General features: G+C 57.6%; 13 protein-coding genes. 11 read left to right on the forward strand and 2 right to left on the reverse strand.

Annotation, left to right across the window (positions count from 1 at the left end):
- Positions 1–2 precede the first annotated feature (2 nt).
- Both NI000_RS15435 and NI000_RS15440 read right to left on the reverse strand, forming a co-directional pair.
- The gene (locus NI000_RS15435) at positions 3–1,007 is read right to left on the reverse strand and encodes an ABC transporter substrate-binding protein (RefSeq protein ID WP_253411961.1); all 1,005 of its coding nucleotides are present in this window, start codon (positions 1,005–1,007) and stop codon (positions 3–5) included.
- Positions 1,008–1,077: 70 nt separating this feature from the next.
- Entirely contained in the window at positions 1,078–1,929 is an 852-nt protein-coding gene (locus tag NI000_RS15440; protein WP_253411963.1) for a helix-turn-helix domain-containing protein, read from the reverse strand.
- Between the two features lie 309 nt (positions 1,930–2,238).
- Between NI000_RS15440 and NI000_RS15445 the strand changes: the two genes are divergently transcribed.
- The 11 genes from NI000_RS15445 to NI000_RS15495 all read left to right on the forward strand — a co-directional run bounded on the left by NI000_RS15445 (position 2,239) and on the right by NI000_RS15495 (position 13,203).
- The gene (locus tag NI000_RS15445; RefSeq protein ID WP_253411965.1) at positions 2,239–2,919 is read left to right on the forward strand and encodes a futalosine hydrolase; all 681 of its coding nucleotides are present in this window, start codon (positions 2,239–2,241) and stop codon (positions 2,917–2,919) included.
- The gene (locus NI000_RS15450) at positions 2,916–3,755 is read left to right on the forward strand and encodes a 1,4-dihydroxy-6-naphthoate synthase (protein WP_253411967.1); all 840 of its coding nucleotides are present in this window, start codon (positions 2,916–2,918) and stop codon (positions 3,753–3,755) included. Before NI000_RS15445 ends, NI000_RS15450 begins: the two co-directional genes overlap by 4 nt.
- Positions 3,756–3,815: 60 nt before the next feature.
- Positions 3,816–4,400: a YdeI/OmpD-associated family protein gene (locus tag NI000_RS15455; RefSeq protein ID WP_253411969.1), complete on the forward strand. Its 585-nt coding sequence runs from the start codon at positions 3,816–3,818 to the stop codon at positions 4,398–4,400.
- Between the two features lie 349 nt (positions 4,401–4,749).
- Entirely contained in the window at positions 4,750–5,424 is a 675-nt protein-coding gene (locus NI000_RS15460; RefSeq protein ID WP_253411971.1) for a YceI family protein, read from the forward strand.
- Positions 5,425–5,628: 204 nt separating this feature from the next.
- A complete protein-coding gene (locus NI000_RS15465; protein ID WP_010500226.1) occupies positions 5,629–5,772 on the forward strand; it encodes a hypothetical protein in 144 nt (47 codons plus the stop codon).
- A gap of 99 nt (positions 5,773–5,871) precedes the next feature.
- The gene (abc-f, locus tag NI000_RS15470) at positions 5,872–7,821 is read left to right on the forward strand and encodes a ribosomal protection-like ABC-F family protein (protein ID WP_253411973.1); all 1,950 of its coding nucleotides are present in this window, start codon (positions 5,872–5,874) and stop codon (positions 7,819–7,821) included.
- A 101-nt stretch (positions 7,822–7,922) separates the two neighbouring features.
- Positions 7,923–9,452: a helix-turn-helix domain-containing protein gene (locus tag NI000_RS36950; RefSeq protein ID WP_253411975.1), complete on the forward strand. Its 1,530-nt coding sequence runs from the start codon at positions 7,923–7,925 to the stop codon at positions 9,450–9,452.
- A gap of 109 nt (positions 9,453–9,561) precedes the next feature.
- The gene (locus NI000_RS15480; protein ID WP_253411977.1) at positions 9,562–10,158 is read left to right on the forward strand and encodes a nitroreductase family protein; all 597 of its coding nucleotides are present in this window, start codon (positions 9,562–9,564) and stop codon (positions 10,156–10,158) included.
- Positions 10,130–11,167, forward strand: coding sequence for a FecCD family ABC transporter permease (locus tag NI000_RS15485; protein WP_253411979.1), 1,038 nt, complete (start codon positions 10,130–10,132; stop codon positions 11,165–11,167). The genes NI000_RS15480 and NI000_RS15485 overlap by 29 nt, the downstream gene beginning before the upstream one ends.
- Complete coding sequence (locus tag NI000_RS15490; RefSeq protein WP_375540977.1) at positions 11,167–12,192, forward strand: FecCD family ABC transporter permease; 1,026 nt, start codon at positions 11,167–11,169, stop codon at positions 12,190–12,192. Before NI000_RS15485 ends, NI000_RS15490 begins: the two co-directional genes overlap by 1 nt.
- 39 nt (positions 12,193–12,231) lie before the next feature.
- Positions 12,232–13,203, forward strand: coding sequence for an ABC transporter substrate-binding protein (locus tag NI000_RS15495; RefSeq protein ID WP_253411980.1), 972 nt, complete (start codon positions 12,232–12,234; stop codon positions 13,201–13,203).
- Positions 13,204–13,328: the final 125 nt, after the last annotated feature.

A 13,328-nucleotide genomic window follows, 5' to 3' on the forward strand; every position in this document is an offset into this window, starting at 1 on the left:
CTCTATTTTGCCAAAATATGTTTCACGATCGTTTTGACCCCCAGCTCAATTCCCAACGGCCCACCCGCCGCAATCGAGCTGTCCAGGGCGTACATATGCCCGTTCTTAATGGCTTGAAGAGAGTTCCAGGCAGAATCGCTTTCCAGGTTTTTCAGATAGCCTTGCAATTTTTTCGACGAACCTCCGATGTCGGCAACAAACATATAATCGGGGTTCATCGCTGCCAGCCCTTCCAGGGAGATCTGCTCCCCTTTTGTCGACATGGCAACGTATTTGCTTGGCGGGTTTAAAGCAAGACCGCTTTCCTTGTTGAAAACAAACTGTGTGGTAAAGCCCCAGAATTGCTTGTCGCCCAGCATAATTACACCAAAGGTTTTGTCGCTGAATTTTTTCAGCTGTTCTTTGGAATCGGCAATCAAGGTTTCAATCCGTGAAATTTCATCCTTGGCCTTTTGCTCTTTGCCGAAGATTTTTCCGTATTCTCGCAGCGCGCCTTGCCAATTGTTTTCATTGCTGTCCACCGTTACAACCGGGGCTATTTTCTCCAGCTTGTCGCCGTAACTCCCGTACCGACCCGAGACCATGATGATGAGATCGGGGCCGATTTCCACCAGCTTGTCCAGATTGGGGCTCGTCATGGAGCCGATATCGGCAATCGCTTTGTCCTTGTAAGGAGCGAGGGATTCCCATTCCTTCAGAACATTCAGGTCTGTCGCCGCTACAGGTGATTCATCCAGCAAAAACAAATGCTCAAAATTGCGGAAGAACAAAAGAGCTACTTTCTCAGGCTTTTTTTCCAGTACGATCTTGCGTCCGAGAGCATCTACATATGTTCTCGGCCATGTTCCCGTTTCCTGACCGGCTTTTTCTGTAGTGGCGCTTCCCTCTTTTGCCGGGGCTGTGCTGTTTGCTGCTGAAGGATTGTTAGGCTCCGGCGTTCCGGCACAACCGGCTAAAATCCCCGCCAAAAGTGCGATAGAGACGAATAGTCTCAAGAGTGCTTTCATTCTGACTCCTCCGTTGTGACTTGAGTTTTGCTTGAAAAACAAAGCTACGGTCAGTTTAGCAAAACGCATTTTAGAGAGGAATGGAGCCATCCTGAAATCCATATGGATTATTCCTGAATCGCCCCCGGAACTCGGCCGGAGAGACGCCTGCCTGTTTTTTGAAGATACGGCTGAAATATAATGCGTCTGCATAGCCGACGCTTTTCGCCACTTCGCCGATCGGCGCGTCGTTAGCCAGCAGGCATTCCTTCGCCCGATTCAGACGATAGGCCATCAAATACTTGCCGGGGCCCATGCCCGCGTACTTCTTGAAGACATAGAACAAGCGGTTTTCATTGATGTCATTTTGTTCAGCCAAAGCACGTACGCTAAGCCCGTCCATATAATGCTCGTGTATGTACCTGGATACTTGCTCGAATAACGCTTGCTCGCCGTCGCTGCTCTGGTTTCGTACACAGACAAACAGTTCCTCCAAGACGCAGCGAAACAACGTTTCTGTCTGAAAGGCGGAAATCCCGCCCGGCTCACCTGAAGAGCGCCACAAAAGCTCAAGCAGCTCCGTCAGACGGGGGCTTTGTCCCGGGGTAAGCTGAAAATGCGCTTTGGACAAGGAAAATCCGGCCGGCTCGGGCGCGCAGACCCGGTATAGAACAAGCAAGTACTCCCATCCGGTGTTGCCGAGAACCTTCCGATTCAGTGGCATACGGGCGCCGCCGTGCACTACATGGCCCGGAGCAAGCGTATAGGACGTTCCGCTGAAATCAAACTCGGCCTTTCCTCTTAATGGGAAAACAAAGCCTGGGAAAGGCTCCGTATAGTCATCGCAGCTCAGGCCCGGTTCACGCACATAGCGACAGACTTGTTCCACTTGAAAAGAGGTACGCGCAAAATGCTCGGCAAGCTTGTTGATGTCCATCTTCATTTCACACACCTCCTGCAATCAAGTGCCGCTGCCCGATGGGCTCATCTGCTCCGCTCCGCTGGGACGAGCGATCGCGTTCCTCCTGGTAAAGTTACACAACTTAATCATACTTGTATTGATATTGATAATCAATCTCATTTTGGATTGGCGAACAAAAAGGATCATATTCCCAGTAGGCCTGCAGCACGGCGGCGGCAGAAAGTTTACATCATTCCTCATAAGTATTAAAGTTAACAAAGAAGGAAGACGGTCGTTTTCGGAAAACAATTACCCGATGGAAACAATGGTGTCGTGAAGGAGAAGGTAACGATGGGTCATGAAATCAACGCCAGCCGGGAACAGACGGGGCTGCGCGTATTGGTGATAACGGCCGTTCCGGCCGAGAGGGATGCCGTGCTGCGCGGGCTGCGGGGCGACGCCAGGTTCGACGTCGTGGCCGGAGGCGTCGGCCCGGCCGCGGCGGCGGCAAGCGCCGCGAAGGCTTTGGCTGCGGCCGAGTACGGCCTGGTCGTCAGCGCCGGGATCGGCGGCGGCTTTCCCGGCCGGGCGGAGATCGGCTCGCTGGTGGTGGCCGATGCGATCATTGCCGCCGATCTGGGCGCCGAGACGCCCGAAGGCTTCCGCAGTGTGGACGAGCTGGGCTTCGGCTCCAGCCGGATCGCGGTCGACGCCTCTCTCGCTGCGCGGCTGACGGAGGCGCTGCAAAGAGCCGGGCTGCCGGCGCTTACGGGCCCGGTGCTCACGGTGTCCACCGTGACCGGCACGGCGGCAACCGCCTCCGAGCTGGCGGCCCGGGTGCCGGGGGCGGCGGCCGAGGCCATGGAAGGCTTCGGCGTGGCGGTGGCCGCCCGTGACCGCGGGGTACCGGCGCTTGAGCTTCGCGCCATCTCGAATGCGGTCGGCCCGCGCGATCGCGAAGCCTGGCGGATCAAAGAGGCGCTGGACGCGTTGGAAGCGGCGGGCGCAATTTTACTGGAGGTGCTACGATGAAGATCGCTTTTTCTCCTTGCCCGAATGATACGTTTGTGTTTCACGCTTGGGTTCACGGGCTGGTGCCGGGGGCGCCGAAGCTTAACGTGACCTACGCGGATATCGATATTACCAATCGGCTTGCGGCGGAGCCCGGGGGGCCGGACGTGCTCAAAATATCGTTCGCGGCGCTGCCGTGGGTGCTGTCCGAATACGCGCTGCTGCCCTGCGGAGGCGCGCTCGGACGAGGCTGCGGGCCGCTGGTGCTCACGAACAATCCGGCGGTCAGCGCCGAAGGCCCTGCCGCTTTGGCCGGCCGGCGGGTCGCGGTGCCGAGCGACCGCTCGACCGCGTATTTGCTGTTCCGCTTATGGGCGGCGCAGCAGGTTCCGGGCGGCGTGGGCAAGATCGTCGTGATGCCGTTTCACGAGATTATGCCTGCGGTGCGGGACGGTCAAATTGATGCCGGGCTGGTCATCCATGAAGCCCGGTTCACGTACCCCTCGTACGGCTTGACCCTGCTGTCCGACCTTGGCAACTGGTGGGAGGCGGACACGGGTCTGCCCATTCCGCTGGGGGCGATCATCGCCCGCCGGTCGCTGGACCACACGGCGATCGCCGAATGGGCCCGTGCCTCGGTTAAGTACGCGTGGGAGCATCCCCAAGCCTCCCAAGATTACGTGATGAGCCATGCGCAGGAGCTGTCTCCGGAAGTGGCCCGCGCGCATATCGACCTGTACGTGAACGAGTACACGGCCAATCTGGGCGAGAGCGGCTACGGCGCGGTGGAGGCCCTGCTGGGCCGGGCGGCGAAGGAAGGGTTAGTTCCTTCTTTCGACTTGTCCCTGCTGCGCTGAGGCGCGGGGCGAACCAACCAACGGACGGATAAACTACCTGGCCCGGGAGGCGAGAGACACATGTCCAAGAAAGAGAGCGAGCTGCCGATCTTATTATTTGCAGACCAGCCGTCTTGGGAAGCTTGGCTGGAGCAGAATCATGCCGCATCGGCCGGAGTAAGGCTGCGTTTGGCGAAGAAGCAAGCGGATGTCGTGACGTTAACGTATCAGGAGGCGCTGGAAAGCGCCTTGTGCTACGGCTGGATCGACAGCCGGAAGGAAGCTTACGACGAGAGCACCTGGCTTCAGCGGTTTACGCCGCGCGGGGTGAAGAGCATCTGGTCCAAGGTGAATAAGGACAAAGCGGAAGCGCTGATCGCAAGCGGCCGGATGCAGCCCCCGGGCCTCCGGGCCATTGAAGCAGCGAAGCAGAACGGGCAGTGGGACAAGGCGTACGAGTCGCAAAGCCGCGCAACCGTGCCCGACGATTTGCAAAGCGAATTGAACCGCAATCCGCAAGCCAAAGCTTTCTTCGAATCGCTCGACAAGCAGAACCGGTTCGCCGTGCTGTTCCGAATCCACAGCGCGAAAAAGGCGGAAACGCGGGCAAAACGAATCCAGCAATTCGTGGCCATGCTGGAGCGCGGGGAGAAGATTTACCCGTAGAAGCGAACAAGCGAGGCCTTCGGCTCCCAAGGGTCTCGCAAATTTTTAATCTTATTTTAATGTTCGTTTCAGTTAAAATTAAGGCAGACCGGTTATGATAGGCCTCAAGAACGGAGAAGGTACGATATTCGCGATCTATTACACTACGTCATGTAGTGCAACCGGCGCCGATGATGCTATACTGATGAAGCGGGACTCGATGTTTTTTGGCATCAGGAGTACGGGTATTTTTATTGCCAATTACACTACGTATTGTAGTGTGACTGAGGGGGCCGAGGGGCCAAGCGAATCTGCCCATGAAGAAAACAGGCTGCAGCGCAGCTAATATGACGAAGGAGGAATAATTATTATGAAACTGAAGTTGGTCGCTTTTGCCGTAGGTGCAGTCGTTATCGTTGGAGGGGGCTATGCCGCTTACGATTATTATGCCGGGAACCATGTTGCGGTACAGAACGTGATTCCTGCGAACGCTTCGGCGTCGGCCGCCGGAGGAGCCGTTGAAGCAAGCAAGCTGGACGGGCAATGGAATATCAGCCCGGATTCCAAAGTATACTTCTCGGTCACGACCTCTAAGGAAACCGTTAACTTCGAAGGCAGCGCGGTGAAAGGAAGCTGGACGCTCCATTCGTCCGATCCGTCCAAGATGAAAGCCGAGGCGGCGCTCGACCTCAAATCGATCTCGTCCGGCAACTCGCAGAGGGACGAGCATGTCCGAGGGGAGAAGTTCCTGAACGCCGCAGCGAACCCCGAAGCCAAATTTACATTAAAGTCAATCGAGAACTTCCCTAAGACGTGGAAAGAGGGGGAGAAGGTTTCCTTCGACATGACCGGCACGCTTACCGTGAATGGCAAACCCAAGGACGTCACGTTCAAGAGCGACGCGGTTTACAGCCAAGACGCGCTCCGTATGGAAGGCAGCACGGTCGTTACCTTTGAAGACTTCGGCTTGAAAAATCCTCATGCGGTTGTCGTTTCCACCGAGAACAACGTGACCGTGCAATTAAGGCTCATCCTGAAAAAGTAAACTGCCCGTACACCGCAATCGCGCGTTCCTTGGCTGCAGGACACAAGCTACAACGGCCTGCAGCCACGAATCGGCGCGTTTTTTTTGGCCGAAGCTACTTGGCATTATCAACTTGCGCGGACCGGTGCTGCCGACGAAGCTTGCCAACCGCCCGTCCACTATGGTAAAATTGTAAATAACTTGAACAAGAGGAGGTGAGGTAGGATGAATCACGAGATGGTGAACAACCGTATTAGCCAGCTGCTGATGCTTTTGGCTGGCATTGTGCATGCTTTTTCCGTCAACGGGAGAGGTCTGTCCAAAAATGCCTATACGGTTTCACCATTCGCGAAAATAATCCTACCTTAACCGCAAACGGATGCCAGTCCGAAGAGCCGTAGGGATTTTTTCCTGCGGCTCTTTTTGTTGCATACCAAGGTTAGGATCACACAAGGAGGACTCCTTAAGATGATCGTTAACTGTCAATATATAAAAGCGTACCATGGCGCACAGCTTGTTCTTGAAGACGTAAACTTGGATATTCAGCAAGGCGAGCGCATCGGACTCATCGGCCGCAACGGCAGCGGCAAATCGACTTTATTGCAATTGATCGCCGGGCGGCTTCGTCCCGACGCCGGGCAGCTTGCCGTGCGGAAAGGAACCCGAATCGGCTATTTGACGCAAATTCCGGCGGAGTTCGAAGGCCGGACCGTCTATGACGTGCTGGCACTTGGCCATCAGGAGCTGCTGGAATGCCGTTTGAAGATGACAGAGCTGGAGAAGCTCATGTCGGAGCCGGGCGTCTCTGACGGCCCGGATCGGCTGGCCGGCTGGCTGGAGCAGTACGCGGCGCTGCAGGAGAAGTTCGAGCGCGAGGGCGGCTACGAGCTGGATGCCGTCATCGAGCGGGTCGCCGACGGCTTGCGGATTGACCGCGGCAGCTATACCCAGACGTACGCCTCGCTGTCGGGAGGAGAGAAGACCCGCATCAATCTAGCCTCGCAGCTGATTCGGAAGCCCGAGCTGCTGCTGTTGGACGAACCGACGAATCACCTTGACCTGCACGGGGTCGAATGGCTGGAAGACTATTTAACCCAGTACGACGGTTCGTGCCTGATCGTCTCGCATGACCGGTATTTTCTGGACCGGGTCGTGACGAAGATCGTCGAGCTGGAGGACGGCGAATCGCAGTCGTATTTTACTAACTATACCGGCTATATGAAGGAAAAGGAGACGCGGCTGCTTCAGCAGTTCGCCGACTACCAGGAGCAGCAGAAGAAGATCAAGAAGATGACGGAGACGATCAAGCAGCTGGAAGCATGGGGACGGATCGGCGGCAACGAGAAGTTTTTCCGGCGGGCGGCTTCGATGCAAAAAGCGCTGGACCGCATGGAAAAGCTGAAACGGCCAGTGCTGGAGGCGAAAAGCGCCGATTTCGGGCTGACGCAGGCGGATCGCTCGGGACGCAAGGTTGTGACGCTGGAGGGCATCGGCAAAAGCTACGGAAGCCGGAAGCTGCTGGACGCGGTCGACGGAGCGCTGGCTTACGGAGACAAGGTTATGCTTATTGGGAAGAACGGGTCGGGGAAATCGACCTTGTTCAAGCTCATCCTCGGTCAGGAAGCCGTCGATGAGGGGCGCTTCGAATGGGGCGCGCGCGTGGACATCGGCTATTTGGCCCAGCAGGAGTACCCGGATGGGCCGAAGAAATCGATGCTGGATTATTTTCGCAGCGAAGCCGGTCTGGAGGAAGGGGAGGCCCGGGGAATTCTGGCCAAATATTTGTTTTACGGCCCGGACGTGTTCAAATCAGTCAATCTGCTGTCGGGCGGGGAGTGGACGCGGCTGAGGCTGGCGCTGCTGGTGCTCCGCAAGCCGAATTTGCTGCTGCTCGACGAGCCGACGAACCACTTGGACATCGCCTCGCGGGAAGCGCTGGAGGAAGCGCTGGAGACGTTCCCGGGCACCGTGCTCGCCATCTCGCACGACCGGTATTTCATCAACCGGCTGGCCGGGCGCATCTGGGAGCTGGACAATGGCAGGATCACCGTCTATCTGGGCAACTTCGACGAGTATCAGGAGAAGCGGAAGCAGCGCGGAAGCTCAGGCGAAAACGCTATGGCTCAGGTCGTCTCTCCCGCGGCCGTGAAAACAAAGGCAGTGGCTCTGGCCGCCGCGCAGGGCAGGACGAACGGGCGCGGAAAAGCGGCGGAAGACCGCAGCAGGGAGCGCGACACGCTGGAGCGGTCCATTGTCCTGACGGAGGAGCGGCTCGCCACATTGGATGCCGCCATGCAGGAGCAGGAGGCGGGTACGGATGCCCGTTCGCTTAGCGAGCGATGGGCGGAGCGGGAAGCCGTGCAGGAAGAGCTCGACCGCCTCTATGAGCAATGGCTGGCGGCGGGAGAAGAGGAGTAAGCAGGGTTCCATGTTGCTGCGGGTCCGCTTTTGCCCATACAATGGGAATGATAAGGCTCTGACAACCACAACAAGAATAGGATCAAGGGAGGAACTGCTCGGTGGACCGCGGCGCATGGAATTGTTACGCATTCGATTTCGTCGATATGCAAATGAAGCAAATTTCCGAGGTCTGGACCCTCCGGACGAATTCGGACCCTGGTACGAACCGGCTCGTCTTTGTCATAAGCGGCGAAGGGGAGCTATGCGCTTCCGATGCCCGTATTCGCTTGGAAGCCGGCAGCCTGTTCGTCTGCCAGCCGGGCCGGAATCCGTATACGGTTCGTGCCGTACGAGGCGGGCTGGCGATTTACTACATCGAGTTTGCCTCCGCCAAGACGCATAGACAGGGGCAGCGGTGGGCGGTTGAGGATTGCCCTTTGCCCGTTCAAGGGATCGTGCAAGGCATTCCCGTTCCGATCGTCCGCCGGTGTATGGAGACCTTGTACGAATGCTGGAACGCGGGCTCCGGGGCAGAGGCGCATCGGGTTCAGGCAGGCCTGACCGAGCTGTGGCAGTCGATCCTGACGGCGGGCACGGATGCAACGGAGCCGGCAGCCTCGCAGGCTGTGATCCGCAGCATTCAGGACTACTTCGACGAGCATTATACCGAGACGTTCCCGATGGAGGAGTTGGCGTGTGCGCGGGGGATGAAGCCGACGTCTTTTTTCCAGAGCTTCAAGCGCAGCACCTCCCTAAGTCCGCTCCAATATATTACCGCCAAGCGGATCGAGAAAGCCCGCGAGCTGCTGGCAACCCGTGACATGAAAATAAAAGAAGTATCCAAGGCGGTCGGCTATGCCGATGCGTATTATTTCAGCCGAATTTTTAAAAGTGCGGTTGGGGTGTCCCCGGTCGAGTACATGCAGTCGTTTCGGAAAACGATCGTCGTGCTCAATCCTTTCCTCTGGGCGGGATTAACGGCGCTCGGGATTCCGGGCGACCGTATGGTCGTCCTGTCCAAAGAGGAGTACAGCGAAGACCCGGCGGCCGAGTTCGATCTTGCGCCGATGCGAGCCCGGCAGCCCGATCTGATTCTCGGTTCCGAGAAGGCGGCCGTCTGGTACGACGGCTTGTCCGAGCTCGCCCCGACCCGGCTGATTCCGTACAAGCGGCAATCGTGGCGGGAGCACTTGATGCAGCTGGCGGCGGCTATCGGAATGGAGGAGGTCGCGGTCTATTGGATCCGGTCTTATGAACGCAAAGCCGCAGCAGCCCGTCATCGGATCCATCAATCGCTGCGGAATGAGACGGTGCTCGCAGCCCGCATATGGCGGCATGGGCGGGTTAGAGTATTCGGCGAGCAGCGGCGCAAGGTCGGAGATTTATTATACCGGGAGCTTCAGTTGAACGCCCCTGCGCGCATCCGCGGTCTCGCTTTCGAGGAGCTCGACAGCGTCGGGAAGCTGAATGATTATGAAGCAGACCATATCCTTCTCTTCACCGAGCCGGGCTTTGACGCCGGCTGCATCCACGAGTTGAAAGGAAAAGTATATCAGGCCGGCGAGTATCCTTGGCTGCACTATTCGGCGCTCGGGCACGAGAAAGCGCTCGTCGAAGCCATCGAATTGTTTGCCAAGCGGGAATTTTGAAGAAAAATACAGGTCTTGGCGAAGATTCGTCTATTTTAATCCGGGGCGTTTTCTGTACAATTTTATAGTGAGAATGAATATCACTATCATTGACAGGGGGATAACTTTCGTGGAGGCTGCACAATTTCAGACGGCTCGGACGATCGTAGAGAGAAGATCCATCAAGCAATTCAAGCCGGACCCCGTATCGGAAGAGCTCCTGTACGAGCTGCTCAACGTATCGGTATGGGCGCCCAATCATGGGCTGCGGGAGCCGTGGCGGTTTATTTTATTTGTAGACGAAGGCAAGCGGACGCTGGGCGAAGCGATTGCGGGCCATGCCGTGAAGAGCCGCTCGCCGGAGACCTATATGAATATCCCGGCGCACCTGCTGGTCGTTGTTCAAGAGGACCCGCGCCAGCGGGAGCGGGAAGAGGATTACGCGGCGGCGTGCGCCTTGATTCAGAACTTTCAGCTGGCCGCTTGGGAGCGCGGACTTGGCGTGATTTGGAAGACCGAGCCGTTTACTTTTGTCCCGGGATTTCTGAAAAGCGTCGGCGTCAAGCCGGGGGAAAAATTGGTCGGGCTCCTTCATATCGGCTATCCGGAAGTCGTTCCCGAGGCAAGACCAAGAACGCGGGCAGAAGAAAAGCTGACGGTCGTTCGCTCATCCACTGCAACGGAGGACCCGCATACCGATGGCTCTATCCCAGCCGGCACTCGATAAAGCGCCGATCCGCAGCCGTCCGTGGATGGCCACCGTCCTTCTGGCTGTCGGCATATGCGCGATCTTGCTCGGGATGGGCACCTCGATTGTAACGGGGGTGGCCCATATTACGTTCGGAACGGTGTGGGATTCGATCGTGGCTTACGACCCGGGCAACGATCACCATGTCATTATCCAATCGCTGCGCATTCCCCGCGCGCTTGCCGGGGTACTGGTCGGCGCGGCGTTCGCCGTAGCCGGGGCGATGATGCAGGGGATGACCCGCAATCCGATTGCCGACACCGGACTGCTGGGCATCAATGCGGGGGCAGGCTTTGTACTCGTCCTCGTGTTCGCGTTCTTCCCTTGGCTTCCCTTCGGAGCGATTATCGTATTCTCGTTCATCGGTGCCGGCTTGGGCGCGGGTTTGGTATACGGCATCGCCTTCTTTGCCAGAGGGGGCTTAACGCCGCTGCGTCTCGTATTGGCCGGCGCCGTCGTCGGCTCGCTGCTGTCGGGCGTCAGTCAGGCGCTGTCGCTGCTGTTCCAAATCAATTACGACCTCGCCTTCTGGACGGCCGGCGGCATCTCGACGGCGGAGTGGTTTCAGGTATCCGTGATGCTGCCGTGGATCGCAGGCGGACTGATCGCTGCGTTGGCCGTCTCCCGGTCCATTACGATTCTGAGCCTGGGCGAAGACGTGGCGGCGGGGCTCGGCCAACGGACGAAGCTGGTGAAAGGGATCGGCACCGTGGTGGTGATGGTTCTGGTCGGGGCATCCGTGTCCACGGTCGGAGGCGTCGGTTTTATCGGACTGATTGTTCCGCATATGGTCCGCTTTCTGGTCGGCGTCGATTACCGGTGGATTATCCCTTGCTCCGCCGTCCTGGGCGGACTGCTGGTCGTCTTTGCCGATATCGGAGCGAAAATGGTCGCTCTACCCTATGAGACGCCGCTAGGCTCCATTATTGCCGTGTTGGGCGTTCCTTTCTTTCTATATCTGGCGCGCAAGGAACGGAGGGAGCTGTAGTGAGTACGGATACGTTCGTGCAGCATCGCGGCCGCCGCAGCCTCCGGCTGATCGTGTTGTTCGGCGCGCTGCTGCTTGTGCTGTTTGTCGTTAGTATGAATACGGGGCGCTACAGTATGGCCCCGATGGAGGTATTGCAGACGCTGCTCGGCGAAGGCAGCCGTAAGCAGAACATCGTCTTGTTCGATCTGCGCCTGCCGCGCATGATCATTGCCGTGCTGATCGGGGCGGGGCTTGCAGTGTCCGGCGCGGTGCTGCAGGGAATTTCGCGCAACGGCTTGTCCGATCCGGGCATTCTCGGCATCAATGCCGGCGCGGGCTTCGCAGTCCTGCTGTTCGTGTCGTTCTACCCAGCGACCAGCGTGGCGCCGCCGTTTCTGATGCCTTTTCTCGCTTTGGCGGGTGCAGGCTTGTCCGCTCTTCTCATTTACATCCTGTCGTATAAAAAAGAGAGCGGCATTTCACCGACAAGGCTGCTGCTTACGGGAATCGCCGTGGGGGCCGGGATGAGCGCGGTCAGCGTCATTTTGACGCTGCAGCTCAATCCGCGAAACTTCGAATTTGTCGTCACTTGGCAGATGGGATCGCTATGGGGCTCGAACTGGAAATTCGTCCTCGCGCTGCTTCCTTGGATTGTCATCCTGCTGCCGTATGTGTATTGGAAATCGAGAGTGATGAACGTACTGAGCATGAACGAGCAGATTGCAGGCGGGTTAGGACTCTCAGTCAACCGAGAGCGGCTCGTCTTAATGGCGGCGGCTGTCGGGCTGGCGGCCTCCAGTGTGGCGATCGGCGGCGGCATCGGATTCGTCGGGCTGCTGGGCCCGCATATGGCGCGGCGGCTGGTCGGGCCGCAGCATCAATACATGCTGCCTATTACGGCAGCGGTCGGCGCGCTGCTTGTGCTCGCCGGGGATACGAGCGGCCGGAGCTTTATGGAGAACACGGAAATACCGGCAGGCGTGGTTATTTCGTTATTAGGCGGTCCTTATTTTATTTATTTGTTAATGCGGGCTAAGGCGTAATTTGAATAATGGATGATTTTACCAAAAGGGGATTGGGGAATGCGTAAACTTCGATTCGCAGCCGGGTTCCTTGCGCTGTGCTTGGCTTCGGCCGGGCTGAGCGCTTGCAGCGGGCAGCAGAATACGGCGGCGGGAACGGAAGTCGCGGGTTCCGGCCAGAACGCCGGTTTTCCGCGTACGATCAAGCACGTGAAGGGCGAGCTGGAGCTGAAGGAAAAGCCGGAGCGAGTGGCCAGCGTCGATATTATGGGCACGGACTACTTTCTCGTGCTTGGGGTAGCTCCGATCGTGTCGGAAGGCTTCGAAGGAACGAAAGCCAAGTCGCCGATTTTCGCCAAGTATGCGGAAGGGATGAAGGTGGTCGATCTCGGCGGGAAGACGAACCGGGAAACGCTGCTGGAAATGGACCCGCAGGTGATCGTGATGACCAGCTCGGGCAAAGGCGCAAGCTATGACGAGTTCAATAAGCTGGCCCCTTCGATTGCCGTCGACTTTTCCTTGGATGCGGCGTCGAGGCTGATGAAATTCGCCGAAATCGTCGGCAAAGAAGAGAAAGCGAAGCAAGTGATTGCCGATTTTGAGAAGCTGAAAAGCGAAGCGAAAGCGGTGGCGGCCGACCACAAGGGCGAAACGGCGCTGTTCCTCGTGGCGAACGGCAAGGACTTTACGGTCATGCATCCCAAAAACTTCCCGATATACTACGAGGAGCTGGGCTTGACGCCTGTGGCGGGGCTGCCCGAGGACGGAAAGATCGGGGGGCGGATCGGCATTGAAGCGCTCAGCGAATTCAAGCCCGATCATATTTTTATCGCCGCCAATCGCAGGGAGATGAAGGCCGAAGATCCGCTCGGCTTGATCAGCATTTGGAAGGATCATCCGGTGTGGAACAATCTCAAGGCGGTCAAGGAGAATCATGTATATCCGATCGATACGCTGGCCGGGGATACGTTCTTCCTCGGGCAGGTGGCTGGGCTTCAAGCGATTAAAGACCATCTCGGTACGAAGAAATAGAGAGAAGACGAAGGACCGTTCCGCTCCAATGCAGGAGACGCGAAGCGGCCCTTTTCCGTGGAGTATTTTTGCAAAAGCCGCCGTTTCAGGGTTGGTCTCAAGCTGATGACGGCGGCTTGTTGATT

It is taken from the genome of Paenibacillus tyrphae (assembly GCF_024158745.1).
In the GTDB taxonomy this organism is placed as follows: domain Bacteria; phylum Bacillota; class Bacilli; order Paenibacillales; family NBRC-103111; genus Paenibacillus_G; species Paenibacillus_G tyrfis_A.